The 25,709-nt window shown below is 64.7% G+C and carries 23 protein-coding genes and 2 pseudogenes; 12 read left to right on the top strand and 13 right to left on the bottom strand.

Translation table 11 applies throughout. The features are described 5' to 3' along the window. The 6 genes and pseudogenes from ACRDSQ_RS31835 to ACRDSQ_RS31810 all read right to left on the bottom strand — a co-directional run. Window positions 1–1,239, bottom strand: a pseudogene (locus ACRDSQ_RS31835) (IS3 family transposase); the annotation flags it as partial. Window positions 1,240–1,386: 147 nt separating this feature from the next. After that, on the bottom strand, window positions 1,387–1,734 hold the full coding sequence (locus ACRDSQ_RS31830; RefSeq protein ID WP_431426256.1) for a hypothetical protein: 348 nt from the start codon (window positions 1,732–1,734) through the stop codon (window positions 1,387–1,389). Between the two features lie 124 nt (window positions 1,735–1,858). Beyond that, window positions 1,859–5,335, bottom strand: coding sequence for a DEAD/DEAH box helicase family protein (locus ACRDSQ_RS31825; protein ID WP_431426255.1), 3,477 nt, complete (start codon window positions 5,333–5,335; stop codon window positions 1,859–1,861). A gap of 62 nt (window positions 5,336–5,397) precedes the next feature. Beyond that, the gene (locus ACRDSQ_RS31820; RefSeq protein ID WP_431426253.1) at window positions 5,398–6,558 is read right to left on the bottom strand and encodes a restriction endonuclease subunit S; all 1,161 of its coding nucleotides are present in this window, start codon (window positions 6,556–6,558) and stop codon (window positions 5,398–5,400) included. Beyond that, on the bottom strand, window positions 6,555–8,075 hold the full coding sequence (locus ACRDSQ_RS31815; RefSeq protein ID WP_431426251.1) for a type I restriction-modification system subunit M: 1,521 nt from the start codon (window positions 8,073–8,075) through the stop codon (window positions 6,555–6,557). Before ACRDSQ_RS31815 ends, ACRDSQ_RS31820 begins: the two co-directional genes overlap by 4 nt. Before the next feature lie 9 nt (window positions 8,076–8,084). Beyond that, on the bottom strand, window positions 8,085–9,371 hold the full coding sequence (locus ACRDSQ_RS31810) for a transcriptional regulator (protein WP_431426249.1): 1,287 nt from the start codon (window positions 9,369–9,371) through the stop codon (window positions 8,085–8,087). 320 nt (window positions 9,372–9,691) lie between these two features. On the opposite strand from ACRDSQ_RS31810, the gene ACRDSQ_RS31805 reads away from it, so the two are divergent. The 9 genes from ACRDSQ_RS31805 to ACRDSQ_RS31765 all read left to right on the top strand — a co-directional run bounded on the left by ACRDSQ_RS31805 (window position 9,692) and on the right by ACRDSQ_RS31765 (window position 17,795). Beyond that, on the top strand, window positions 9,692–10,378 hold the full coding sequence (locus tag ACRDSQ_RS31805) for a bifunctional DNA primase/polymerase (RefSeq protein ID WP_431426247.1): 687 nt from the start codon (window positions 9,692–9,694) through the stop codon (window positions 10,376–10,378). Between the two features lie 53 nt (window positions 10,379–10,431). Further along, entirely contained in the window at window positions 10,432–11,016 is a 585-nt protein-coding gene (locus tag ACRDSQ_RS31800) for a DUF4254 domain-containing protein (protein WP_431426246.1), read from the top strand. Window positions 11,017–11,471: 455 nt separating this feature from the next. Beyond that, window positions 11,472–12,896, top strand: a complete 1,425-nt coding sequence (locus ACRDSQ_RS31795; protein ID WP_431426244.1) for a hypothetical protein — start codon at window positions 11,472–11,474, stop codon at window positions 12,894–12,896. Then, window positions 12,893–13,483 carry a phosphoribosyltransferase gene (locus tag ACRDSQ_RS31790; protein WP_431426242.1) on the top strand — a complete coding sequence of 197 codons (591 nt, stop codon included), beginning with the start codon at window positions 12,893–12,895 and terminating at the stop codon, window positions 13,481–13,483. Before ACRDSQ_RS31795 ends, ACRDSQ_RS31790 begins: the two co-directional genes overlap by 4 nt. A 20-nt stretch (window positions 13,484–13,503) precedes the next feature. Then, window positions 13,504–14,541, top strand: a complete 1,038-nt coding sequence (locus ACRDSQ_RS31785) for a glycosyltransferase family 9 protein (protein ID WP_431426240.1) — start codon at window positions 13,504–13,506, stop codon at window positions 14,539–14,541. Between the two features lie 6 nt (window positions 14,542–14,547). Further along, entirely contained in the window at window positions 14,548–15,684 is a 1,137-nt protein-coding gene (locus ACRDSQ_RS31780) for a hypothetical protein (protein ID WP_431426239.1), read from the top strand. 1 nt (window position 15,685) lies between these two features. Further along, window positions 15,686–16,432 carry an SDR family NAD(P)-dependent oxidoreductase gene (locus ACRDSQ_RS31775; protein WP_431426237.1) on the top strand — a complete coding sequence of 249 codons (747 nt, stop codon included), beginning with the start codon at window positions 15,686–15,688 and terminating at the stop codon, window positions 16,430–16,432. Further along, on the top strand, window positions 16,429–17,028 hold the full coding sequence (locus tag ACRDSQ_RS31770) for a histidine phosphatase family protein (RefSeq protein ID WP_431426235.1): 600 nt from the start codon (window positions 16,429–16,431) through the stop codon (window positions 17,026–17,028). The genes ACRDSQ_RS31775 and ACRDSQ_RS31770 overlap by 4 nt, the downstream gene beginning before the upstream one ends. Then, a complete protein-coding gene (locus tag ACRDSQ_RS31765) occupies window positions 17,025–17,795 on the top strand; it encodes a TylF/MycF/NovP-related O-methyltransferase (RefSeq protein WP_431426234.1) in 771 nt (256 codons plus the stop codon). Before ACRDSQ_RS31770 ends, ACRDSQ_RS31765 begins: the two co-directional genes overlap by 4 nt. Window positions 17,796–17,802: 7 nt before the next feature. On the opposite strand, the gene ACRDSQ_RS31760 is transcribed toward ACRDSQ_RS31765, so the two are convergent. The 7 genes from ACRDSQ_RS31760 to ACRDSQ_RS31730 all read right to left on the bottom strand — a co-directional run bounded on the left by ACRDSQ_RS31760 (window position 17,803) and on the right by ACRDSQ_RS31730 (window position 24,529). After that, window positions 17,803–18,279, bottom strand: a complete 477-nt coding sequence (locus tag ACRDSQ_RS31760) for an NUDIX domain-containing protein (protein WP_431426232.1) — start codon at window positions 18,277–18,279, stop codon at window positions 17,803–17,805. Window positions 18,280–18,359: 80 nt separating this feature from the next. Continuing rightward, window positions 18,360–19,916: a relaxase/mobilization nuclease domain-containing protein gene (locus ACRDSQ_RS31755; RefSeq protein ID WP_431426231.1), complete on the bottom strand. Its 1,557-nt coding sequence runs from the start codon at window positions 19,914–19,916 to the stop codon at window positions 18,360–18,362. Further along, entirely contained in the window at window positions 19,913–20,317 is a 405-nt protein-coding gene (locus tag ACRDSQ_RS31750; protein WP_431426229.1) for a plasmid mobilization protein, read from the bottom strand. The genes ACRDSQ_RS31755 and ACRDSQ_RS31750 overlap by 4 nt, the downstream gene beginning before the upstream one ends. 89 nt (window positions 20,318–20,406) lie before the next feature. Further along, on the bottom strand, window positions 20,407–21,771 hold the full coding sequence (locus tag ACRDSQ_RS31745) for a DUF3987 domain-containing protein (RefSeq protein WP_431426228.1): 1,365 nt from the start codon (window positions 21,769–21,771) through the stop codon (window positions 20,407–20,409). 232 nt (window positions 21,772–22,003) lie between these two features. Further along, on the bottom strand, window positions 22,004–22,213 hold the full coding sequence (locus ACRDSQ_RS31740) for a helix-turn-helix domain-containing protein (RefSeq protein ID WP_431426226.1): 210 nt from the start codon (window positions 22,211–22,213) through the stop codon (window positions 22,004–22,006). A 44-nt stretch (window positions 22,214–22,257) separates the two neighbouring features. Then, window positions 22,258–22,908 (bottom strand): hypothetical protein, encoded by a 651-nt coding sequence (locus ACRDSQ_RS31735; protein ID WP_431426225.1) that lies wholly within the window; start codon window positions 22,906–22,908, stop codon window positions 22,258–22,260. 112 nt (window positions 22,909–23,020) lie between these two features. Continuing rightward, entirely contained in the window at window positions 23,021–24,529 is a 1,509-nt protein-coding gene (locus ACRDSQ_RS31730; RefSeq protein WP_431426223.1) for a recombinase family protein, read from the bottom strand. Between the two features lie 34 nt (window positions 24,530–24,563). Here ACRDSQ_RS31730 and ACRDSQ_RS31725 point away from each other — a divergent pair. The 3 genes and pseudogenes from ACRDSQ_RS31725 to ACRDSQ_RS31715 all read left to right on the top strand — a co-directional run. After that, a pseudogene (locus ACRDSQ_RS31725) lies at window positions 24,564–24,755 on the top strand (MBL fold metallo-hydrolase); the annotation flags it as partial. 100 nt (window positions 24,756–24,855) lie between these two features. Further along, complete coding sequence (locus ACRDSQ_RS31720) at window positions 24,856–25,125, top strand: type II toxin-antitoxin system Phd/YefM family antitoxin (protein ID WP_431426222.1); 270 nt, start codon at window positions 24,856–24,858, stop codon at window positions 25,123–25,125. Next, the gene (locus ACRDSQ_RS31715) at window positions 25,115–25,579 is read left to right on the top strand and encodes a type II toxin-antitoxin system VapC family toxin (protein ID WP_431426220.1); all 465 of its coding nucleotides are present in this window, start codon (window positions 25,115–25,117) and stop codon (window positions 25,577–25,579) included. Before ACRDSQ_RS31720 ends, ACRDSQ_RS31715 begins: the two co-directional genes overlap by 11 nt. The last annotated feature ends 130 nt before the right edge of the window (window positions 25,580–25,709 follow it).

The following is a 25,709-nucleotide window of genomic DNA, read 5'->3' as shown; positions in this document are numbered from 1 at the left end:
AGCTGGTTTCCAGGGTTGCGGTGACCGGGTGGGTCATCGCGTGTAGTGCTTCGTACTCGGCGGGTGGCATGTGCCCGAGTTCGCCGTGCAGGCGCCGGTTGTTGTACCAGTCGATGTACTCGACGGTCGCGATTTCCAGGTCGTCGATGCCGCGCCACGGGCCCTTGTTGCGGACGAGTTCGGCTTTGTACAGCGAGTTGAACGCCTCGGCCATGGCGTTGTCGTAGGAATCTCCTTTGCTGCCAACGGATGCGACCGCGCCGGTCTCGGCGATCCGCTGGGTGTAGCGGATCGCCCGGTACTGGACACCGCGGTCGCTGTGATGGACCAGCCCGGCCAGGCCCGCGTCGCCGGCCCGGGTCTGACGGCGCCAGATCGCCATCTGCAGCGCGTCCAGCGCCAGATCGGTGTAGAGGCTGGTGGCGACCTGCCAGCCGACGATCAGGCGGGAGAACACGTCCAGCACGAACGCCGCGTAGACCCAGCCGCCGGCGGTGCGCACGTAGGTGATGTCGGCTACCCACAGCTCGTTCGGCCGTGTGGCCGTGAAATCACGGTCCACCAGGTCACTTGGCCTGCCGGTCTCCGCCGCGGGCCGGGTCGTGCGCGGGGATTTGTCGCGCAGCAGGCCGCGCAGCCCGATCTCGCGCATGAGCCGCTCGACCGTGCACCGGGCCACCTCCACGCCCTGTCGGTTCAGCTCGGCCCACACCTTCCTGGCCCCGTAGACGCCGTAGTTGTCCTCGTGCACCCGCTCGATCTTCTCGCCCAGCACCCGGTCGGATGCCGCGCGGGCGGACTCGGGACGGGTCTTGGCGGCGTAGTAGGTCGACGGTGCGATCTCGACAGGCGTCTGCTTGAGCGCCTCCACGACCGGCTGGACACCGTGGGTCTCCCGCTGGGAGTCGACGAACTCGACCTTCATCGCGACGGACGGTCCAGCTCCGCTGCGAAGAAAGACGCCGCTGACTTCAGGATCTGGTTCGCCCGCCGCAGCTCACGGTTCTCCCGCTCCAACGCGGCGATCCTGCCCGCGTCCGTCGACGTCGTGCCCGGCCGCACCCCGTCGTCGGTCTCGGCCTGCTTCACCCACGTCCGCAACGCCTCCGGATGCACACCCAGCTGATCGGCGATCCGCTTGATCGCCCCACCCGCCGACACCGGATCCCGCCTGGCCTCAACCGCCAGACGCGTCGCCCGCTCCCGCAACTCCTCCGGGTACTTCCGTGGTGCCGCCATGCTGTGAATCCTCCGGGTGTTCGATGTCTCCATCAAACCCGGGGCGGGACAGAAGGTGATGCTCCACCTGGCCTGGACCCGCACAGCTGGAGTCCGCCGCCGTGTCCAGCCCGACGGAACGGACGCTCCGTCGACATGCAGATCTCGCTAGCTCCGCCCCTGCACCTCTCGAACCGAACCATCCTCGGCGACTGCGTAGATCGAGGCGCGCAGGAGTGTCAGCACGCGCGCAGGGACTCGCACGGCTGCCCTGACCGATCGCGGCTCGTCTCGCACCACGAGCGCGTACCGCGCTGTTGGATCGTCTTGCGCGGGCATCCGGGCAAGCAACTGCCCGTACGCGGTATTCACGTCCAAGCCAGGGGCCGCCGTGCTGCCCTTTGCCTCCGCGTAAAGCCGCACGCCCTGACGCTCCGCCACCACGTCCACCTGTTCAACCTCGGTCTGGACGGCCCATCCATTGGTGGCCAACCACTCGCAGAAGGACTGCACCACACGGGCCTCGTCACCCCTCACCCCTCAGACGTCCTGCCTGCCCGTCACGGCCTGAACCAGCCGCGATTGTGAGCGCTTCACAGGCGCAGCAATGGGAAGGACCCGATGAACTCAGGCAGTCGACTCACGCTGCGCCCTCAGCAACGGCGGTAGCGCGAACAGATTTGATGACGACCTCGATGTGGGAAATATCGATGTCGCTGAACAGATCCTCCGGGCCGCGTGGCGCAAGCGAGTTGAACGGCGGGTCATAGAGTGCGGCGATATCAGCGACACCATTGCGTGCGAGGTAGTCGATCAGCAAGTCAACGAAGCGAAGTTGAGCGCTGGAGAAGGACCGCCCGCGCTGGAAGTCCTCGAAAGCGTCGCTAGCGGCCTGTCGGTCCAAACCTGTGAAGGAACGAAGCATGATGCCGAGTCCACCCTCGACGCTGCGCGTGCGTTCGATGTCGACCTCGCTGCCGATGCGGGCGTCCAAGAAGATCTGCTCCAGGCCCGCAAGATCAGTCGCGGTGATCTGCCGGTTTCGGCGAATCTTCTGAATCGCCAGGTGATCCTCGTGGGCACGCAGGTAGATCTTCAGCTTCTGCTCGAACCGGGTCAGGTCGGCACCCATCGCCGTACCCTGCAACTGGGCGACCGTTAACTCCCCTAGCTCATCCTCGAAGTCCGTGTAGACAATGTTGCGACGTGCCTTCTCGATCAGCTTGACAAGACTACGCAGCCGACGCCGCATTGACTCCAACATCGGCAGCGTCACGTCCTGCCACCACTCATCGCCGACCAAGTCCTCGATGAGCTGCTGCTGCGCGTGTACCGCAGGGATTGTGTACTGGTCCTGGAGCGCCGAGGCTATCTCCTGCACTTGTGCACGGAGCCGGTCGTAGCTGGAATCCGCGTGTAACACACCGAGCTGTAGCCGCAAGGCCAGCAAGTCAAAGCGCTTGGCCTCCTCGGAGCTGTCATCGTCGCGGAACGCAGTCGGGAGACCGGCGAGGTGGTCGACAACCCGAGCGTGGGTCTCCTGGGTCAGTGTGAGCCAGGCATCCAGGCCGGAGAAGGCGTCCAGGTACTCACGCTTCGGGCGCACCAGGAAGTTGTCCGGATTCATGCCCGTGACCTCCTGGTGAAGCCGCTGCGCGATGTCCATGCGCAGCCTGTGCGTGCTCACTGTGCCGTCGCCGTCACCGGACGGCGGCTCTGTGTCCTCGCCTTGACCGTCAGCCACACCCTGTGCGGGGTAAGCGGCTTCGTCTGTGTCCAGGGCGAGCAACAGATCGGCTCGGCCCGTGAAGATCCTCTCCGCCAGCGAAGCTCCGACCTTGCCCTCCACCTGCATCATGTTCTGATTGAAGAACTCGATGTTCTGGCACAGGTCGAAGACGATGAACCCGTCCTTGTCCCGGTTCGGCCCGAACAGATCGCGGCACAGTCGGCTGCCGCGGCCGATCATCTGCCAGAATTTGGTCTTGGACCGAACCAGCTTGAAGAAGACCAGGTTGACGACCTCCGGGATGTCTACACCGGTATCCAGCATGTCGACCGAGATCGCAATGTGCGGGGCCTTGGCGGGGTCCGAGAATTGGTCGATAAGGCTCTGCGCGTAGTCCTTGCGGTAAGTGATGACCTGCGCGAACTTTCCACGCAAGTGCTTGTAATTGACATCGAACCGCTTGGCGATGAACTCCGCGTGCGCGTTGTTCGCGGCGAAGATGATGGTCTTGCCGAGACGGTCACCGCCCGCGACCCGGATGCCCCGCTCCATCAGGGTGGCGAGCGCCTTGTCGACCGTGTCCGCGTTGAACAGGTACTTGTTCAATTCCTCCGAGCTAACCTCGTCCGGGACACTGCCGTCCTCGGCCCAGTCCAACTCGTCCCAGCGCTCCTTGTCCTCGTCCGACAGGTCCGCGTACTTGATTCCGCCACGCTGGAACTTCAGCGGCACCTCCACCGCCCGCGCCGGCACCAGGTACCCGTCAGCAACCGCCTCGTCCAGGCTGTAGACGTCGGTCGGGACACCGTCCTCCAACTGGAAGCGCCGATAGGTGTTCCGGTCGATCTCGTCCTTTGGTGTCGCGGTCAGACCTACGAGCAGGGCATCGAAGTAGTCGAAGATCGCCCCGTACTTCTGGTAGATCGACCGGTGCGCCTCGTCGACCACGATCAAGTCGAAGTACCCAGGGCCGAACCGCCGCGTCCCCGACTCATCCACCTCGTTGATCAAATTCATCATCGTGGGGTACGTCGACACGTACACCCGCGCGTTGGAGTTCTTCTCCTCAAGCAGGTTCACCACAGGCGCCCCAGGCAACTGATGCTTGAACGCGTTTGTCGCCTGCTTAACCAGCACCTTGCGGTCCGCGAGGAACAGCACCCGCTTGACCCAATTCGCCCGCATCATCAGATCGGTCAAAGCGATAACCGTGCGAGTCTTACCCGAGCCCGTGGCCATCACCAGCAACGCGTGCCGCGCGGCGTCGGCCTCGAACGTCTCCGCAACCCGCCTGATTGCGTGGGACTGGTATGTGCGGCCTGCGATCTGGTCGTTAATCGGCAGCGTCGCTAGATTCTGCCGACCGACCCGGCGCTGCACGAGAAGCCGCAGCTCCTCCTTGGTGTAGAAGCCTTGGACCTCGCGCGGTGGGTAGCGCAGATCATCCCACAGGTGAGTGTGGTAGCCGTCTGTATAGAAGATAACTGGGCGCTGACCAAACTGCTTTTCAAGTGCGTCGGCGTAAACCTTGGCCTTATGCTGGCCCACCTTCGCATCACTAGTCGTACGCTTTGCCTCCACAACAGCAAGCGGCTTGCCATCATTGTCCCACAACACGTAGTCGGCCCTGCCCTTACCTGTCTTGGCCGCCGACTCTGGTAGCCCTGAAAGCGGGAACTCCCGGTCACTAGGCCGATCCAACGCCCAGCCCGCCTCCTTAAGCAGGAGATCGATGATCAGTGTCCGGGTCTCGGCTTCGTTGTAGTCGTGCGTGTCGACGCGAGCCTCGTTCGCCGCCTTGGCGGTCTTGATCTCCGCGCGAAGGACCTGCAACTCGGCATCGAGGTCCTGACTCTTGCGCCGCTCCTTCGCCAGCGCCTCCTGCTGCTCGGCAAACTGCTCAGCGAGCTTCTGGAGCTCGGCTTGCTTGGCCAGCCGGACGCTCGCGGGCTCCGGTCGCGGCACAAGCGTCGAATCGAAGGTCAGGCCGGGCTCTGGCAGGTTCGCGCGATCCACGGTGTAGGTGCGCGCCAGCCAGTACATGACGTGGAACAACTCACCCACGACGCGCATCGCGTCGTTCACGGATACCGGCGTTTTCCGGTGGACGGCCGCGTTCCCCTGACGACGGATCACATCCATCTTCGTGCGGATCGCTGGCCCCACGACCCGCACGAACGTCGGTTCCGCCAGCATCGCCGCCAAGTCATCCCGATACGGCCGCTCCAGCGCGTCATCCACTTCGAACATCCACGTCACCCCGAGTTCCACTGCTCGCCGGGCGTAGAACACCGCCGCGCGCGGATCAGCCACCATCAGCAACTCCGCACGTGTCGCCTCACCAACGAGATCGGGCCACTCCGCCCTGAGAAACCCGAAATTACTCACGTCATGCCCTTTCCCAGCGCTTAGGCGAACATACGAAAGACATAGGCCAGCGGATTAATATCTCAGTCAGCTCGGCAAAGTTCAGCCCACAGCCCAGCATGAAAGGCGCGATACCGCAGTGACTCCGAAAGCGCATCCAACGCGGCGAGCTGATTCTCACAAAGGCGTCTGTTCCTACCAATCTCGGCCAGCATCGAAAGGAACTCATCCTGATCGCCTAGCGAAGGAACAGGGATCACAAGGTTACGAATCTGCGCAAAATTCAAACCCGGCTTGGTCTGCCCGTACTGCAACTCGCCAATCTGCCTTTGCCCACCAAACGGGAGCGTCAAATAGAAGGAAAGGAACTCTGGACGCAGCGACTTGCTGGAAACTCGAAGAATTGCGACGTGCTGACTTACGTACGCTTCCCCGAAATCCTTAACCACAGGTGCGGCTCGACCAATCAACGAACCAGTGATCGTCAGGAGTACGTCACCTTTTTGGACGCGAGTTCTGCGAGCTTCGGCATTACTTGGAGCCCGAACAAACGCAGCATCAACATCGCCAATGTAGTTCATTCTCACGTCAAGGGAGCGAATGAATCTCGCCCCGTTTTCCGCGTAATACTTACCCCAACCTCGCCCACCACTCGTCAAGAACGTAAGATGGTCCCCCAAACTTTCAGCCGAGGCGCCATTCCCATCACCAAATCTATCCATGAATGCGGACACAGCAAGGTCGTCAAGAAGGGTCATTACCTGGCGACGCTTGGCGCGCAACAGATCCACCTCGTCGAAAAACCCGGCAATGCGTCGTTGTTCCGGCTTAGAAGGGACGTCAATTGATAGATCGGCGATATCCTTACGGCTTACCTGCTTAAATGTCGCACCCTTCCCTTTTGCCGCCAGCGAAGGAGCGTAATAGGTCAGCCAATGCCACAGGAACCGCACGTCAAGCAGGTCGCCGGGACGTAGCGCTGCAACACCTCGTCCCAGGCAGTATTCTCCGTCCGCAAGAACCTTATCGCCGATAGATGCACGGACCCCAATAACAACATCACCAGGGCGCGTGACCTTTGGCGCCACAGTTGTATACTTCTTGGGCGCCAGAGTGAGCCCATCAAAGTCCCCGGGCCCTGCAATTAGCGGCCAGCCATGCCCCCCGGTATTATAGAAATCCCCATTGGGCGCCTGGCCCATGATGATTGAGCAAACCTCGCCGAGCCGTTTCGGGGAAGTCATTTGAGCATCCTCTTTAGTTCGCTCACGCCTTGCTGAATCTCGGCCTCAATGCGCTCAAGCTTATCCATAAGTTCCGCTGGAGCGCGATGCTCAATGTCCTCGTGGAGAACTTTCTTGTAGCGGTTCATGCTCAGGTCATAGCCCTGCATCACGATAGCCTCCTTCGGAACACAGAAGCTCTGTTCCGCAAAGGCACGGTCCTGTTCACTGCCGTTGCGGAGGTTCCAGCGGCGCAACACATCCGGCAGGTTATTCTTCTGAAGCTCACGCTCGGTCAACTCACCAGATTCAGGCACCGGCCCGAGCTTCTCGGCTTCTAGCAACGGGTTGCGTTTGTCGTCCAGGCTCCAACCGTCCGCAGTAACGTCATAGAACCAAACGCTGTCCGTGCCGCCACTGTTAGTCTTGGTGAAGAATAGGATCGCCGTCGATACGCCTGCATATGGCTTGAACACGCCGCTCGGTAGTTTCACGACCGCGTCGAGCTTGTGGTCCTCGACAAGGATCCTCCGTAGTTCCTTGTGCGCCTTCGTCGCCCCGAAAAGCACTCCCTCCGGTACGATAACCGCGCCACGGCCACCAGGCTTCAGCAATCGAAGAAATAGAGCCAGGAACAGCAGCTCGGTCTTCTTCGTCTTGACGACCGCTTGGAGGTCCTTGGCCGTCGCATCATGGTCCAGGCTGCCAGCGAATGGCGGATTGGCCAAAATCAGCGAGTACCGCTCAGCCTCGTCCGCCGCGCTTTCCGCCAGCGAATCGCGGTAGCGGATGTCCGGGTTCTCCACGCCATGCAGCAGCATATTCATCGAACCGATGCGCAACATGGTGTTATCGAAGTCGAACCCGTGGAACATGCTCTCATTGAAGTGCCGACGCTGGGTCGGCTCCAGCAGGGCATCGCGATGGGTCCGGCTGACGTACTCCGCTGAGACGACAAGAAAACCCGACGTGCCGCAAGCGGGATCGCAGATTTCGTCTCGTGGCCCTGGAGCCATCATTTCCACCATAAGGCGGATGATGTGCCTGGGCGTGCGGAACTGTCCGTTGTGCCCTGCCGTCGCGATCTTGCCGAGCATGTATTCGTAAAGGTCGCCCTTAACGTCCTTGTCGCCGAGGGGAATTTCGTCGAGCATGTCGACGACCTTTGCCAGGAGGTTCGACGTAGTGATCGTGAAGCGGGCATCCCGCATGTGGTGGGAGTAGGTCGAGTCATTGCCGCCGAGGTTGCGCAGCCAGGGAAACACACCGTCCCGAACCATGGTGAGCATGTTCTCTGGAGCCTCGTTGGTGAAACGAGACCAACGCAGCAGATCCGTTTCAGGGGTGAAGATTGGATCTTCGACCGGCCGACCGGTGCGGTTCGACTTGTTCTCCTTGGCCGTCTGAAGGTCATCCAAGCGGCGGATGAACATCAGGTAGGTGATCTGCTCGATCACCTCCAGCGGGTTCGAAATCCCACCCGACCAGAAGGCGTCCCAGACGCGGTCGATCTTGCTCTTAAGCTCACCTGTGATCACAGTCGAAGGTTAACGGACTACACCCAGCAACTTCCTGTTAGACCAAGCGAGGTACAACGCCGCCGCTGCGCCGGGCGACAGACGCTTGGACTCGCTGAGCCAGGTCAGCGTGTTCTCCTCGAACGGGAAGGCCCGTGCGGGCACCGAGCCCTCCGCGTTGGTCGCGACCGCGTTGGCGAACAGTTCGTCGTAGGTGTCTGGGGCGATGATCGCCACGGTGAGGATGTCCCCGGCGAGGGTGAGCGCGTCTAGGGTGACACCAAGGCAGAACACGCGGATGTGACCGTCGCGCAGCGCCTTGTCCATCGTGGTGAACGGCTCCAACTTGTCATACCTGATCGGTCTACCTGAGCCGTCGTACTCGTCATGGCCCAGAAGCTCCTCGGCGTACTCGCGCTGGATGTTGCGCCAGATCGAGAAGTCGGCCGCGACGGCGGCCGGGATGACAGAGGAGGGTTGGAAGATGCCCGCGGGCAAGAGGTGGACCATTCCTCCGCCGCCGGCGACGCGGGTGGAGTCGCGCTCGTGAAGGACGACGCTGGGGCTGTCGCCTCCTCGGATGGTCAGGGTTCCGATGGCGCCCATGAGCGGTCGGCGGACGAGATCGAACGGGTCGGCCATCAGCTTACGAAATGTCAGCCGTCGCATGGACGCGCGTGGCATGACAGTCTCGCGCTCGCCGTCAGTCGCGAGATGGTGAGCTGCGAATTCGTGCGCCAACGTTTCGTTGATGTCCATAGCGTCGAAGAAGCCCATTTGTCCGAAGCTCATTCGGATCTGAGGGCGGGTCCAGTCGAATCCGAGCAGCCGGAAACACAGGCGATTCTCGAATAGGCGTGGTGCGGCGAGGTCGCGGATCGCGTCGTGGTAGCGCCGATAACGCGCGTCGCTGGTGGCGAGCGGCCGGACCAGGGCGCTTTCGGGTTCCTCCCCGGTGATCGTGGGATCGGCGACCACGGAGTCCAGAGTCAGCGTGATCTCCTCCAGTGGGACTGGCTCGGCCGGTATCCAGGAGGGCGAACTGATGACCCCGGTGTTCTTCAATCCTGGAACGCGAAAGTCCCGGTACAGCGACTCAGCGAGTGCAGCAAGATCACGGCGGTTCCGACCCAACGCCGAACGAACCTGCCGCCACTCGCCCTGATCGCGGTCTACATGCGGTACAGCAGTGGCGGGTTTGGCGGCGAAACTAAGTGGTGTCGAGACTCGTTCGGCCTCGTCCTGCCCGAGTCGGCTCGGTCCCGGTCTGCGGAAGCCGAGTTCGTCGCCCGCACAGGCGAAGAACTCGGCGAGCATCCGGCGGTAGAAGGGCTGCGGCCACACGACCTCACCGCGCTCCCACCGACCGACCGTCTTTCGGGTGATCTGCGGGTACTTGCCGTGGCGGCTGGCCGCGAGATTGGTCAGCTCATCGGCCAGGTCTTGCTGGGAAAGCCCGGCCCGCTCACGAAGGGCGACCAACACAGTGTTCGGTACACGCGACTCGGTGGACGGCACAAAGTCCACGTTAAGCCCTGCCGCACGAGTAGATCGGGAATGTCCCCTCAATGTCCCCGATCTGGTCCAACACTGGGCACTGATGGTGGTCGTTCTGCTCCCGGCTGGCTGGTGAACTGATGAGCGTCGTTGCACCAGGTCAGATGGGGGTTACACCGATGGGCGATCAAGACCAGGCGAACCAGCGGCCTACGTTCGCGCCGCTGGTACCGGTCATTCCGGGCCTGGCGTGGACCGAGATCCGCGCCGCAGCCATCGAATTCGCGAGTCATGGGTGGCCGATTCTGCCTGGTACCTACGAGGTCGGCGAGCACGGGTCTTGGCTGGGCAAACCTCGTGCGGTTGGACTGGAACCAGTCGCCGACCTCTGGCAGCTGGCGACGACGACCAGTCCAGAGACGGCGTTGGATTGGTGGACCCGGAGGCCGTACTCAGTCCTGCTTGCGTGTGGGGCTGGCGTCGACGCGGTGGAGGTGCCTGCCACGCACGGCCGACGCGCCTTGATGCAGGTCTCGCAGCCCGAGCAGGGTCCGGTCGCCGCAACTCCGTTTGGGTCGTGGTTGTTCTTCGTCCGCAGTGACGGTGATCCGTTGCATGCCGAACTGGCCGCGAACGCTCACGCGAAGTTGCATTCGCGAGGAGCGTGGTTGCCCCTCCCTCCAACAGGACGCGAGGGCGTGGCATACCGCTGGAAGGTGTCGCCAGCTGCGGTCGGGTGGGTGCTTCCCGCTTCGGCGGACGTTCAACGGGTTCTGATCAGTTCACTGAGCCGTATAGCCAGCGTCACGCGACCGCGGCTCGTCTGAGTAAGCCACGCCTGCGCCGAGGATGCCCCGACTCCCTCGGCGCAGGCGCACCCATGCCCAAAGTCGACCTCAAGGAGGTGCCGATCATGGTTGAGAGTGAACAGACCGCGCAACCGCAGGTGGCGTACGCGCGAGAGATCCTGCCTCGGTCCGCGTCGATCATCGCAGCGTTCCGCGAGACCTGCGGCAGAGACCATCCGGGCCATCATGTCTTGGACGCGGCGAACGCCTTTGCAGCACACCACAAGCGACAGTGGCAGGCCGAGGACGCCAGCCGTGCTGCCGGCGCGTCCGCCGAAGACATTGCCGCCAGCAAGCGGCTCATCGACGAACTCAACACCCGACGTGTTGCCCTCGTGGAACAGGTCGACGAGTGGGCGGCGAGGCAGATTCGCAGCCGCGCAGATGCCTCCCTGCACACCGAAACCCTGGGCTCGGTGATCGACCGCCTTGCGATCGCATGGGTGCGCGCGAACAGCCTGATCAACTCGGGCGACGCCCGTGATCGAGCCCGCTCGGCGTTGCGGCAGCTCGCCGAGCTAGCCGACGCCTACGACGACCTGATCCGTGATGTCGCCACCGGCCACCGGCGGCTGCCGGCGTGGCGCCCCCTGAAAACCTACCGGAGCGCATCGTGACCCCAGACGCCGATCACCACCTGTCGGTGTCGCTCAACGGGGTGGACAACGTGGGAAAGACCACGCAACTCGCCTGGTTGCACCGTGGCGTGCCAAACGCCCACCTCCTGGGCACTGTCGATGCCTGGGACTCCCGGTGGCGCGACGTCGCCGCGGGCGACTTCGCCCACTGGTGGTTCGTCGGCTCCACTACCGCCGAGCACGTCGGCTTGATGCTGGGCAGTCACGTCGCTCGCCGTGGTGCGAGCGGGCCGCTGGCACTGGAGGACCGGGGCTTGCCCATGCTCCGGGCCACGTGCGCCGCCACGGCCGCGCTCAAGGACGGCCTGTCATCGACGAGGGCGTTGCGGGTTGTGGACCATCTCGCGGCCGACCTCCCGGCCGCCGTCCCTCGGCGGGAAGTGCATTTGCTGTTACGCCGGTTCGCTGACCCTGCACGGGAAGCGGCCGAGGCATTGCGGCGCGAACCGAAACCAACCAACAAGCGGTATGCCACCTACCAGCGCGCGCTGGCGGAAATCCTTTCGCTCCAGGTCGAACGCGGGGAGTACCACGCCGTACTCGACGTCGGCGACTCCCCGGTCCTCGACATCCAGAGAAGGGTCCGGGGCCGTCTGGCTGACTTGGGCGTCGAGGTGCAACCCCTGCCGAACGACGTACTGGACCGGCTGTGGGTGCTGGGCGGCATGTCCGAGAGCGGCAAGAGCACCGTCGGCGAACTACTGCGCGACGAACACGGCGTGACCCGGCTGAAGATCGGATACCTGCTGGAGGTCGCCGCGCTGCGCGTCGGAATCGATGACCCCTACGAGCATTGGCCGGAACGGGAGCAGGCGGAATTGCTCACGGAGGAGATTCTGCGGTTCTCCGAGACCACCAAGGCACGCACGATCAGCCTGGAAAGCGCCCACCGCTTCGAGGCAACCACACACATCAAGCGGATCTGGGGTGACCGCTGCCAGGTGGTCTACCTAGATGCGGACGCGACTGTACGCGCCAGCCGGGCGACGGAAGCAGCGACACGGTTACACGGCCGCGACGCGACCAAGCACGAACGCGGCGCGCACCGCATTGCCGAGATAGCTGATCACGTCATCGACAACTCCGGTCCGCCGAGCGTCCTCAAGCTCTCCGTCAGCCGGATTGTATCCACAGTGGACACATCGAGGATGGAGCTGCATGCAAGTGTGCCGGTGACGCAGAGCGGGTGGTTGGGACAAGCCACCGACCATGTCCTCGATGAACAGACCGCGCTCGTGCTCGCGACCGGCAGCACGGGGACCGCGAGTTGGCGGGACGGGTGGAGCGACCTCGACCTGCTCGTCGTCCGCGACACCGCTCCAATGGTGTGGCTGCGCGGAACCGTCGGCACCCTGTCCGCGCCCGACGGCATCAAGATCGGCATCAGCGTCTTCACCACCGCCGACATCGATGCCCTTCGGGTACCACCGCGCGTCGTGCAATCGCTGCGCCGCGCCGCAGAGGGTGTCGGCGTTCTCTACCAACGAGCGGGTTATCTCCTGCCAGCACCGGTCGGTGCCCACGGAGATCGCACGAGTCGCGGCGAGCTGGGGCTGGTTCTGATGACCACCCGGCGGCTACTGGTCGCTAGCCCGTCGGACTCACGCGCGGTGCACAAACACCTGGTACTCCTGGCAAAGATCCTGCTACGCGCCGACGGACACGACATCCACGATGCCGACGATGTGCTCGCGGCGTTCCGAGAGCTTCACCCAGCCGCCGGATGTGCACCGCCTGATCTGGCCGACCTCATTCGTCGCCCCAACGATCCGGTCCTCTGCCAACAACTCGTCAACGCGACTGACCGACTGTTGACCTACTTCGACCGACTCGACCACACCGTGAGGACCAGCGAATGACCACCGAAGACCTACTTGCAGAGCCGAGCATGAACGCTGTCCCGGAAGACCTCGGCTACCGGGCCCGGCGCGTCCGCCGCCTCGGCGTGCCCCCACAGACACGGGACATCCGGATCGTCCACGAACTGGACGGCATTCTCGACCAAGTACACCCGTCAACGCTGCTTCGAACCGGCAATGTCCTGTGGGACGTGTGGTCGCGCCATCCGGCGTTCACGACCCCTGACCTACTCCTCGGGTTGGACGCGGGCGGCATCCTGCCCACCGTTGCCGTCGCCCTAGCGAGCGACCTGCCATACCGCCTGGCATGGAAACTCGACCTCGACCTGCCCCACAAGCGGCGGTTCACCGAACCCCACGCCCGCCGCACTGAGGTCTTTACCTACGGCGACCTCGCGGGAGCCCGCGTCCTCATCATCGACGACGAGGTCACAACTGGGAACACGCTGGCCAACCTGGTGACGGTGCTCCGGGACTCGGCCGTCGAGGTAACCGGCATCGCGTGCTTGATCGAGGACACCGCCGGCAACGCACGTCCGCTGTTGGAATCGCTGGGAGTTCCACTGTGCACCGTCACGCAACTGTGAGCCCGTGGACGATCGACACCGTGAAGCGGCAACGCGGCGGGCGGGTCATCGTCCCCCGTCAGAGCGCGCCCCTGGCCCGCGCGCTGTCCTACCGGCGCGCGGCCGGGGAACTTCCCGCCCACACCAACGGCGCGAGGGCGATCAGCCACCTCGGTTGGTCGGTAGTCCTCGGTGAGCGCGGTCTCGGTGACATCCTGCTCGCGCTCGGGCTCGTTCAGGCGCTGGCCGAGGGGACCGAGCGCAACAGCGAGTTGCACTACCAGGGGCCGCGCGCACGCCTGATGCAGCGGTGTCGGCTGCCCCTGAAGACGAGCTTCACCAACGGGCCACACATAGTCCACACGAGACACTCCGCAGGACTCAATTTCCTCGCGATCCCTGAACGACCACGCGCATGGCTCGACGTTCTGGATGACGACCTGGTCGAGGTCCATGCCTCGTTGCCCATGCGGTACTACCTCGCCGCAGAACAAATCCTTGGCGTCCGACTCATTGCCGACCATGCACCGGTCCCCACATTCGAGTCATGTGAGCGAGCACGACCGTTCCACGTTGTGTTCGTCACGGCTACCAGCTGGCCAAGCCGGAAGGACTACGGCGCAAGCGGTTTCTCCAACATCGCGGCAGTCCTCGCCCACCGATTCCCCGTACCGTGGACCTTCACGCTGATCACGAGCATTGACGCCGATCCCACACCAATCGCCAACATCGAGATTCTGACGGCTGTGGACGCGGTGGACTGCCTGGACGTATTTGCATCCGCCGAGGTCGTGATCGGCAACGACACCGGACTGACCCATCTTGCCGCCCTAACCGAGCGCCCGGACGGGACCAGCCCCCACGTCATCGGGCTCTACGGGCGCCACGCGCACACCAAGTGGACCACCGGGACCGCTCGCCACCACGCGATCGCAACTCCCTTTTCCCAGATGCTGTCTCTCGCTGATCGCTGCCCTGTCCACGACCACCTGGACGACGCGCTGTGGCCTTCGAGCCTCACCAGCATCCCGGCCGAGTGCATCGCTGACTTCGCGAGTGAACTCGTCGGATGGTGGTGAATCGTCATGCTGAGGATCACCAACCACCGACGCTTCACCGCCAACCACACCTGGCACGTCGACTGGGCCAGACACGCGCTGTTCGTCAAGGCCAACCCGCACCACGACGAGGCGGACGCCGAATACGGCGGGCATGCTCGGCTCCGCGGCGTCTACCCGATGCCGAGACTGCATGGCGCGCGGCGACTCGGCCGCTGGACCCTGCTCGCCTACGAGCGGTGGCCGCATCTAGGCCACGATAGCGGCCTCCTGCTCGACGAGATCACCCATGCGGACCACGTCGGCGGCACGAACCGCCTCGACGCCTGCCTGACCGCCGTGTTCAGCCACTACCAGGACGTCATCAGCCGCACCCTGCGGCGCACTACGAACAAGGAGACAGTCAGCAAGCTCTACGGCGACCGCGTTGCGCCCGACGGTCGCCTCGACCGCTACTACAGCCCCAACGCACCGTGGCTGACCACCACAGGCGCCCGAAGAGTCCGCCCGCAGGATCTCTCGGACCTTCGACTGGTCGTCAACGGTCGAGAACACGCCGTTGACTTCGCCGACGTGATGATCCAATTGCGGGTTCACTTCGCCCGCAAGAGTCCGGTCTGGGCAGCCATTACCCAAGGCGACCCGACTGACATCAACATCGGCTGGTCGCCAGCGGGTGGACCGGTGTGGTTCGACTACGACACCGGAGGACTTAACGCGCTACCCGGCGAGTTCGCTTGTTTCCTTCTCTACCAACAACTTCACGGCGCATGGCTCACCCCCCGCTACAACCGCGCCGCGTTCCGCGATCATCCCTCAGCGCTTGCCACGGCCAGCCTTGCGGAGCCTGCCGTCACCGTCGAGCACAACGGATCATCGTTGGCGATCGACTATCGGCACACTCCGAGCTCTGCCCGCCGACATGTCCTGCGCCGCTACCTCGACGACATCGTCTACCCCATCGCCCGCTACCTCGGCATCGACGACCTCATGGCCTGGCTGCGCCCATACTTGGTGATGCGACTGATTGCCGTCTATCACCTCGCCGATCTCGAACCTCGCGACACAGCGCTCTCGATCGCTCTGCTGGCCCAAGTACTGGACCCGGCCACGGCACTGCCGGATTTCCTCGCGCTCACACCATCTCGAACGGAGGCCAACTGACGTGGCCCGCCCCATCGCCATTGTCACCGGAGCCGGTTCCGGCATCGGCGCGGCGATCGCCACACGCCTTGCCGACCGCTACGACCTGATCGTCACCCACCTCCATGACGATCTGGACCTGCGCACCGTGCTCGCCGCAGTCGAACAACGTGGCGCGACCACTGTAGCGGTGACGGGCGATCTCACCGACCCGCTGACGATCGACGCACTCGCACGCGAAGTCGAGCGCGCCACCGACCGGCTGAGCATCCTCGTGTCCAACGCCGGCGCCTACCCGCGTACCCCCTGGAACACCCTCGACCTCGATACCTTCCGCAAGCAGATCGAGATCAACCTGATCGCCCACGCCGCCTGCGCCCAGCTTGTCACCCCGGCCCTCGCCGCACGCGGCGCGGGCCGCATCGTCACCGTGTCCTCAGTGCTCACCCAACTCGGCCGCGTGGACCTCGCCGCGTACATCGCGGCCAAGAGCGGCCTCGAAGGACTCGTCCGCGCCATGGCCCGAGAACTCGGGTCGTCCGGCGTCACCGTCAACTGCGTCCGCGCGGGCTCGATCGAGGTGCCCGCCGAACACGCCGTCGTCCCGGACCACGCCGCGATGGTCGCGCGGCAGCTCGACCGACAATGTGTCAAACGCCGTGGCCAGCCCGAGGACATCGCCGCCGCCGTCGACTTTCTCATCTCCCCCGATGCCGGGTTCATCACCGGCCAGTGCCTCACCATCGACGGGGGCTGGTGCATGACATGACCCCCGCCGCACTCTGGATGCGCCACGGCACATGCGACGACGGGCTCTGCCGTCCCCTCGCCCACGCCCGCCCAGGAAGCCCGCTCACCATCGCAGGCACGGTCGAAGCCGAACTGACGGCCAACGAGCTGTACACACACCGCTGGCGACCGGTGCTCATCGCGTCCAGTCCACTGCGCCGCGCCCGCCAGACCGCCGCCATCGTCGCCAGCACACTTGACACCCGCCTCGCGGAGCCGATTGGCGCGCTCGCCGAATGGCAAGCCCCGCACTCTGTGCTTGGTCTCGCGCCCAACCAGTACCCACCCGACTACATCACCTGGCGGAAACAACGCGCCCACAATCCTGACAGCGCCCTGCCAGGCGGGGAAAGCCTCCGGGCGTTCGCCGATCGCGCTCAGGAAGCGGAGAACATCGCCCATAGTCTCGCCGCCGAGCATGGCCAAGTGCTGATCGTGTCCCACCGGTTGCTCATCGGTGCTGTCGCCGCCCTGCACCACGGTTACAGCCACTCCGTCGACGTCTTCGGCTACGCCAGCGATTTCCGTCTTGCCCCCGCCCACCTGTGGGCGGCACCTCCCGGGGAGCCCACGTGATCAATGATCAGCAGCCCGATGAGGGAACCTTGCCGCACGAGTCGGAGCACGAGCGGACGGTCCGCCATCGGCTCGCCCACCTGGTGGCCAGTACGCCGATCCCGCCCGATGAACTGGTAGACAACCTGGCCCTGTACCTGCGCAGGCAGCCACTGACTGACCTGCTCTCGTTGGACGCGCTCTACCGGATGATCCTCGGCGTGCCCGGCGTGATCATGGAGTTCGGCGTGCACCGCGGACGCCACCTGGCCGCACTCACCGCGCTGCGCGGTGTCTACGAGCCGTACAACCCGCACCGTCGGATCGTCGGCTTCGACACCTTCACCGGATTCCCCGACGTCACCGACATCGACACGACCAGCCCCAGCGCCGTTGCGGGCAGGTTCGCGCTCACCGACGTCTACCCACGCCATCTTCGCGACGTACTGGACGCGCACGAGCAGGGTGAGCACCTCAGCCACATCCGACGCACCTTCATCGTCCAAGGCGACGTGCGTGAAACGCTCCCGCGCTACCTGACGGACAACCCGCACACCGTCGTCGCGCTGGCCTACTTCGACCTCGACCTCTACGAGCCGACCCGCGACACGATCGAAGCGATCCGGCCGTACCTCACCAAGGGCAGCGTGCTCGCCTTCGACGAACTCGCCCACGCCAAGTGGCCAGGGGAAACAGCAGCACTACGCGACACTCTCGGCACCGACCATGGCACCCTGCGCGCACTGCCCGGCCGCAGCAACCCCGCCTACCTGCGGTGGGGCACGTAGCCGCGGATCAGGAGACTACGCCCGCCTCGACCTGCAGAGCTTCCCGGTTGGCGAGTATGAACTCCTTCAACGCGGTCGGCTTCAAGTCGATCGCCGCCAGGTCGTCTCCGCGCAGGGCAACCCGGTCCAACTCGTACCCGCCCCGCGACGAATCGCTGAACTCCGGGCCGCTGCGGGCCGACTCGTCCAGGCTTGCAAGCCGCGCCACAAAGAAGTGCTGCACCGCGACGCCCCGGTCCGACGGCGAGCTGAACAGGAACACCTGCGAAGCGTTCGTGGCCTCCGCCCCCAACTCCTCAACCAACTCGCGGTACAACGCCGCCTCCACTGAAGCATCCGCGTCCTCGACGCCGCCACCAGGCGCTGTCCAGTACGGCGCTTGCCCCGGCTTCGTCCGCTTGATCAACACCAGCCGACCCCGATCATCGATCAAGATCGCCCTCGCCGCGCGTCGGCCCACTGCCACCGTCAACTGTTCCGTCACGCCGTCTAGCTTACGGCGAGCCACTTGGCTCAGTTACAGAAGCCATGTGATCGACGACGGTCCGTCACAAGGGAGCGCTGTCAGCGTGTCCGACCGGGACGAAAGTCTCGTGGCGGCCCATGTCCTCCGATGTGAGGTCGCTCTAGGGCCGTGCGCCGTTGATCCGGCTGGCCAGATGTCGTTGCCGCTCGGCGCGATGGTGAACCCGACGGAACATGATGCGGCGCCGAGTCGTGAGGCGCTCGAACGGCAATGTCCGCATTCACGAGATTCGCTGCGTGATGTGCGGCGGCGGCTTGGTGTGACTGTCCGGTCAGTTGTCGCCATGCCGCGATCTCGGCCAGCAGTGCAGCGAGAGTGAGGATGAGCGCGATGGCGGAAGCTCCGGTGCTTGCGCGCTTGGACAGCCTGCCCACCCTGTGCAGGTCTCGGGCCGCGGACCTGAGCTCCACGGCGACCTCCGCCCACCTGACAGGTTGGACCCGATGGGGAGCCACAGCGACCCACTCATAAGCAGCGACCGCCTTGGCCAAAGCGCTCGACGTTGAGCCACCGAACACGTTCGACACGGCGAGGAGCATGTCCGCCGCGGCATGAGCGACATCGTCGCCACCGCCGTTTACCGAGACGTCGCCCGCTGCGATGAGCGCCGAGAGGTGCTGTCGGGCGCTATCGGTCGACCTCGCCGCCCTCGTCAGCGGATCACTCGCCCCACGGCGCCTCTCCATTGATATGTCATTCGCGTCGGCTGGGAGACGGGTACTCGCCCACCGGTTCACCAACTTAGGCGCTGACAAGTCGTGGGCGAGGCTGCTGCCGCTGAACCAGACCCGGCCGTCCGGCGAGGTAGTGCTCCAGTCCCCGAACAAGGCGACGCGGTAGCCGGTCAGGCGGCCTTCGTCGTCCCATCGGGCATGCACTGACACCATCAGGTCTTGTCCCAGCAGCTCGATGAACTCCGCCGCCGAGGACGCCTTGGCCGCAGCAACACGGACCGCTTTGCGCAGGAGGATGCGACTTGGTTCGGGCAGCGGACCGCCAGCGGCCTTTTCCACCTCGGCGCGTGTTGGACGGACCGCCGCCGTCTTGTTCGCCGGCGATGTCGGAGTGAGGCCGAGGCGCTGTTCGACCTCCCGGCACCAAAGCCGCCAGCGCGGCCAGTCCCGATAGGTGTCGGCGACCGTCCCATCGCCCCGGACAAGGTTGATCGCGACGTGGACGTGGTCGTTGCCCTCCTTGCTCGGGCCATGGTGCACCGCTACCCATCGACACCCACCCCGGCCGTCCTCGGTAGGGCCGAAGCCCATGCGGTCCATGGCCTCCTCCACAAGCTCGCGCCACTGGGCATCGCCGAAGTTACCGTCCTGTCTCGGGATGGACAGCACGAGGTGGTAGACGTGTCCGCCGTCCAGTTGCACGGCATGACCTGTCATCGGTGCGTCGATCTCACGGGCCAATCGGGCCAGCCAGCCTCGCTGTCGCTCGGCGAACACCCCACCTTCCAGCCTGTCCGGATCCCACGCCGCCACCAAGTGTTGGTTGGTGTGTTCGTTGCTCTTGCCCGGACCGAACAGGTAACGCAACAACCCGTAGGTGTCCTTCCCGTACCTGCCCTTCGCCGGTGCTTTGGCGATCACGGTGACGGCTCGCGCGAGGAGTCTGCCGGGTCGATCGCGGTGAGCACGCCCTGGAGCTGGTTCACGGTCTCGGCGAGGTACGCCAGGGCGGCATGCAGTCCCTGCGGCGGTTGTCCGGTGCTGTTCGTTGCCGCCGCCATCTGGTTGAGGTTGACGCCGATCCGAATCAGCCGGGTCTCGACGGTGTCGAGTCGTTCTGCCCACCACCGTTGCTCACGCAGACTCCAACCGGTCGTCGACGAGCGCAGAGCCGACTCGATCAGGTAGCGCGGCACGGACAAGCCCGCGAACGCCGCCCGGACGACAAGAGCCGTGTAGGTCGACTCGGTCGTGCGGACGTGGATGCTGACGGGCGAGCCGCCCTTCACGCGACGCTGCCGCCGCGTCTTCCGTTGCGTCATCAATCCCCCATCGTGTTGAGGCGTGCCCCCGCACGCCGTCGCTATGGCCGCAGCCGTTGGCCGTGGCCTGACATCCGGTTACCGGATGCCTAACTTGCTGACCGCGGTACAGGTGGAGGCCCAAGGCTCGCGTTCGTCCGATCTGCACTACGAACGGACGAAGGAAACGAAGCAAGTCGCCGCACTACGGTTGGCGACGACGTGACAGGGCGGTACCGGACCGACGGTCGCCCGCGCTCCCCCGAATGCCTGAACTCCTCGTATTGGCCGGAGGCCATAACCTCGCGAAGCAGCCCGTCGAGCACCTGTCTGGAGAGATTGCGTCCGAACAATGCCGAGACCGCCCCACGACTCATCCCGGCTTCGCCAGCCCCGTCCAGAGCCCGGCGCAGGGTGTCCACCCTGGGGTTTCGTAACGTCCGGTCGAGTACGAATTTGGCCGTACCCATCGAGTAGCGCACCAGGGCCGCGGCGGCCTTGAGGTCGCCCGCGCCGACAAGCGGACGGTCGTCCAAGACCGCGTACAAGGCTGCGATGCGACGGCAGTACGGCACCGCACGACGGGCGAACTCCGTCCAAGCCCCTTCCTCGTCATCGGCGCAGGACAGGTCGTCGTACAGTTCCTCAGTCCACAGATCGGCTGCCCCTTGGTCCAAGCCAACGGCTTTGTGGCGGGCAGCCCGCGCGATGGCTTCGCCCAGGCGCGCGGCCAACGTCGACAGAATGTCGGGCGCGATCCCTTCCGGGATGGGCAGGCGTTTCGAGCGCTCGACAAAGACAGGCAGGAAGCGGTTGAACGTGCCGCCTGCCATCTCGGTCTCGGCCAATCTGAGTCGAAACTCCCTGGGCGTGACATGGCCGATGATGACGATGTGCGAGGACGAGGCTCGCACGGCGTTGCGGTTCATCAGCGCCAGTGGCTTGCCTGACCAACCTTCGCGCAGCACCGCTCCGACCGTGTTGCCCTCCCGCTTGGCGCGGGCCAGGACGGACCCGAACTCGGCTTCGAGAATCCTCAACCGCTTGTCCTCGGTTCCGCCTGGATCCTTCTCGTCCCGTGGGTCGCGGATGCGTTCGATAAGACCTTCTCCAGAGGAGAGACCACCGACGAACAGGACTGAGGCCTCGGGGATCGCCGCCAGGGTGAGCAAGTCCGCGGTTTCCGTGGCCTCGCCTTTGCGACCGGCGCCGGTGCGACCGAACAGCAGCGGCCAGATGGTCAGTGGATGGCGGGTGTTGCCGATCTGCACGTACGGCCCGCTGCCGATGATGGCGCTGGCGTTGGCCATCAGCGACACCAGCACTCCGACCGGGTCCGCCTCGGTCGTCGGGTCAGCGACTCTCACGAGCTCACCCAGCACCCCGCGGTAGACGACTGGGTCCATCGCTGGTGGAGCGAGCGGCAGTTCATTCGTTTTGTTCGTAGGTTCGTTGGCCTCCTCGCTGGGCGTCATGCGCGGTCGCCTCCATGGTCGGCCGCGATGCGGTTGGTGCATTTGGCGGGCACAGCGCCGTTGAGTATCGCGGCGATGCGCGCGCGTTGACTGGCGGTGAACGGCGGTGCCGAGCGCACGATCCGCTCGACGTACGCTTCCAGGCCAGGCTCAACAGCCGCCTGGGTCTCAGTCAGTGCGCGTCGTGTTCGACATGACCGTCCGTCCGAGTTGGACAGTCTCCGGCGGCCCGTCACCGGGTCTCACCGCCCTTGACGGACACGCGCCGCTCGGCGGCGAACGCGTCGAGGTCGGTCACGGCGACACGCACAGTCCGGCCGATACGGACGTGCGCAAGCCCGCCAGATCTGATGGCACGGCGGATCGTCGCCTCGGACACCGAGAGGCGTGCGGCCGCATTCCCCACGGACAGGTAGGCGGGTTCGATGTTCTTGTCTGCCACTGTGTGGCCCTTCCGATGCGGGAAGGCCACGACAGGCTATGTGGTCAAAGCGCTCCCCCAAGCGCGCACGGCCCGACGCGGCCCTCGCTGCATTGAGCGGCGAGGGACCGGCTGCGACCAGGCGCGCGAGGGACGCACGGCCCGGCGAGCACCAGGCGACCTGGCGGACGCTTCACTCGCAGGGGCGGCGCGTTCGACACCGGCCACGTCGGCAGGGACACAACGGTTTTCAGCCCGAAGATCCAGAGCAGCAGCGGTAGGAGCGCGGCCGGATACGTTCGGGCACCCAACGCGGCGAGCACCAGCAGGAGCCTGATCAGCCGGATGACGGCTTCGACATCGCCGACCACCTTCTCCTGCTGGGCTCGTGAGGCGCTTGGACGGTAGGACACGGTGACGCCGAGGTTGCGCGGCGTGGCAACGGCCAGTTCCTTGTCGGACAACGCGAACAGGTCATCATGCACCGTGAACGGCAACGCATCCGCTCGTCTCAGCAGACTCCGGCGTTTCGCATGTCCAGCCGTGATTCGCGCCCGTGCACGGTCGTCGCGATCGACGAACGCCTCGAACCCTGCTGCCAGACCTTGCGGCCACTCGGCGTCGGGAATCTCCGCCTGCACACGACGAAACGTGCGCAAACCGCTGACCGCCCGTCGAATCTCGCCAACCGAATAGCAATCCGGCGTGACGGACAACGGCACTGCCAACCGCTGCGGAGATCGCGCCCCCACGATTCTGGCGCCTTCACCAGCCCCCATAGGACCACGTTAGACCACACAGGACGATCGGTCTAACGACTCGCGTGGGTCAGCGACGATTCATCGATTCTGTCGGAACGGAATCCACTTCGCCCGTTGCGCTGTGTTCCTCATGCGTTACGAACTGTACGTCGACCGACTCCGGCTTGAACCCCGCGCCGCCTCGGGCCGGAAGGATGGTCACCACGACGCCCATCGCATCCAGCAAGGCGCGCTTCTGAGTCACCTTCAACTCGTGCCAGCGTTCCCCCGCCTTGGCGCCAACCAACTTGCCCAGCATGTCCGGCGGAATTCCTTGGACTGCGCGCATCGAGTCCTGTTCGGCCTTCACCAATTCCGGGCGCAGAGTCGCCGTGATTCTTCGCAACTGCTCGCGGTCGATGATCCCATCCGCGTAGTCGTCGGCCGCGCCGTTGAGACGCGCGCGGATCGTCTCCACACGTTCACGAGCCGCCCGCGCTTTGTCATCGTCTCGGGTCAACAGGTCTTGGGCGTCGGGCTCCTGCATCCGTCGGACAATCACGCGATCGACAAGATCGTCCACCCAGCTTTGACGTCGACCCACACACGAGGAAGGGCCGTCGCATACGTAGAGCGGTACCTTGCCTAGCTCTTTGCGACGGGGATTGATCCACTTCTGGGCTACGCGCAATCGTGCGCCGCATCCCGCTTTGCCACACCGGCCAATGCCGAAGGTCAGTAGATGCTGTCGCGCGCCACCGCGGGTCTTGACCCGCGACGGGTCGTTGAGCAGTGCGACCACCTGGTCATGCCGGTCGCGTTCGATGATCGCGGGCCAAGCGGCGGGGCCGAAGTCCTGCCGTCCCCGTACTCGCCTGGCGACGTTCGCCAGACGCAATGCCAGCTTGCGCACCGAGCTGGTGCGCCAGGCCTTGCCACCGCCTTGTGGCGTCGGGATGCCCCTCTCGTTCAAGTCTGCCGTGATCGCGTTCAGAGACTCCCTGGCCAACAGCCGATCCACAATCTCGCTGACGATGGCGGCCTCCTGGGGCTCGACCTCGTCGTACCAATCCACGACCTCGCCGCTGTCGTTCTGGATCTTCTCCCTCCGCCAGCCGTAGGCGACCGCGCCGTTGGCTTTGCCCTCTTCTGCGCGCTGCCTTGCCGCAGCCTCCACTCGCTCGGCCTTGACCTCGGACTCCATCGTGTCGAACTCACCCAGAAGGCCAGCCAGCGCGCGGCCGTACGCGGAGGTCAGGTCGATATCTGAGCCCTTCACCAAGACCACCGACACGCCCGCCTTGGACAGCTTGTCGATCGCGTCGGCGCGCTCCCGACGGTTGCGCCACAACCGGGACATCTGGAACGCCACGATCCGCGAGATCTTTCCTGCGACCGCAGCTTCGATCAGCCTGTCGTACTCCGGCCGTGCGCCGCCCTTGAGTGCCGATAGATCGTTGTCGACGAACTTGTCGTAGATCGTCCAGCCACGCTGTTCGCACAGGGCAACACCATCGGCGACTTGACGCTTGACGCCCTTTTCGAGCCCTAACGGGTCCTCACTGATGCGGGCGTAGACCCCAACCACCTCGTCCATGGGGATCAGGCTAGCCCGTGTTCACCGTTTATGTGATTTACTGTTCCCCGGCGGCGTCGGCAAGACAAACGGCCCGAAGGACTTCACGTCACTGATCGACGACGTGTCGTCGCGGATCTTCGACGTGCTCCCCGACGACACCTGGTTCTACCCAGGCCACGGCGACGACTCAACCCTCGGCGCCGAACGTCCGAAGCTCGCCGAATGGCGCGAACGCGGCTGGTGAGGCCCGCGGTTTTCGAGCCGCCGGGCCGGCCGGCCCGGCGGCTGAACACAATGTGCCACGGTGTAGCACCGAGTGCCATGCGCGCGTAGAATCCCGTGGTATGGCCGCACAACCCGAGATCACCCAGCGCGACCTGCGTAACAGATCGAAAGAGATCATGGACGCCGTCGAGGACGGGCGATCGTTCACCGTGACCCGCGACGGTCATCAGATCGGCGAACTGATCCCCCTTCGTCGGCGCCGACGCTTTGTCGCGCGAGCGGAGTTCGCCGCCATGTCACGCACCGCCGCACCCATGGATATCGACGCGTTCCGGGCTGATCAGGAAGCGGCCGTCGACCTCAAGGCCAGTGACCCCTATGAGCGGTAACGGCCACACGCAAGGATTGCTCGACACCAACATCTTGATCCTGCGCCGATGGATCGACCCGACGGAACTGCCCGACGAGATGGCGATCAGCGCGATCACCCTCGCCGAACTCTCAGCCGGACCACATGAAGTCCGCCGCAACGACGAGCAGGACACGTACGACGAGCACGCCGAACGTGCCCGCAGACTGGACGTTCTGCAACGTGCTGAGAACGAGTTCGATCCGGTGCCGTTCGACGCCGAAGCGGCCAGGATCTACGGCCGAGTGTCCGCTGCGGTGATCACCGCCGGACGAAAACCGCGACGCAGGATGATCGACCTCATGATCGGCGCCACGGCGATCGCAGAGGGCATCCCTTTGTTCACCACCAATCCGGCGGACTTCACCGGGCTTGAGGACTTGCTGACCATCGTGCCGGTCACACGTCCTTCAACACCGCATGAGTCTCGATGACCACACGTCGCCTGTTACGTGACGGCGGCCGGTACGACCTCCAATCGCCGCTGACGCGCGTAACTTTGACACGCCCCCAAACTCGCCGAATAACGCGAACTCGGCAGGCGAGATGGCCCCGCGACGTTTC

The sequence above is a fragment of the Actinokineospora sp. genome, assembly GCF_050699995.1.
Classification (GTDB): domain Bacteria; phylum Actinomycetota; class Actinomycetes; order Mycobacteriales; family Pseudonocardiaceae; genus Actinokineospora.
This window is presented reverse-complemented; position numbering and strand designations above follow the sequence as displayed.

Coding starts and splice junctions, on each gene's coding strand:
- ACRDSQ_RS31800 (WP_431426246.1), top strand. CDS start 10,432: ATGCCCAAAGTCGACCTCAAGGAGGTGCCGATCATGGTTGAGAGTGAA.
- ACRDSQ_RS31745 (WP_431426228.1), bottom strand. CDS start 21,771: ATGACGCCCAGCGAGGAGGCCAACGAACCTACGAACAAAACGAATGAA.
- ACRDSQ_RS31810 (WP_431426249.1), bottom strand. CDS start 9,371: ATGCTCGCCGAGTTCTTCGCCTGTGCGGGCGACGAACTCGGCTTCCGC.
- ACRDSQ_RS31730 (WP_431426223.1), bottom strand. CDS start 24,529: ATGGACGAGGTGGTTGGGGTCTACGCCCGCATCAGTGAGGACCCGTTA.
- ACRDSQ_RS31715 (WP_431426220.1), top strand. CDS start 25,115: ATGAGCGGTAACGGCCACACGCAAGGATTGCTCGACACCAACATCTTG.
- ACRDSQ_RS31720 (WP_431426222.1), top strand. CDS start 24,856: ATGGCCGCACAACCCGAGATCACCCAGCGCGACCTGCGTAACAGATCG.
- ACRDSQ_RS31820 (WP_431426253.1), bottom strand. CDS start 6,558: ATGACTTCCCCGAAACGGCTCGGCGAGGTTTGCTCAATCATCATGGGC.
- ACRDSQ_RS31805 (WP_431426247.1), top strand. CDS start 9,692: ATGAGCGTCGTTGCACCAGGTCAGATGGGGGTTACACCGATGGGCGAT.
- ACRDSQ_RS31780 (WP_431426239.1), top strand. CDS start 14,548: ATGCTGAGGATCACCAACCACCGACGCTTCACCGCCAACCACACCTGG.
- ACRDSQ_RS31770 (WP_431426235.1), top strand. CDS start 16,429: ATGACCCCCGCCGCACTCTGGATGCGCCACGGCACATGCGACGACGGG.
- ACRDSQ_RS31750 (WP_431426229.1), bottom strand. CDS start 20,317: ATGACGCAACGGAAGACGCGGCGGCAGCGTCGCGTGAAGGGCGGCTCG.
- ACRDSQ_RS31790 (WP_431426242.1), top strand. CDS start 12,893: ATGACCACCGAAGACCTACTTGCAGAGCCGAGCATGAACGCTGTCCCG.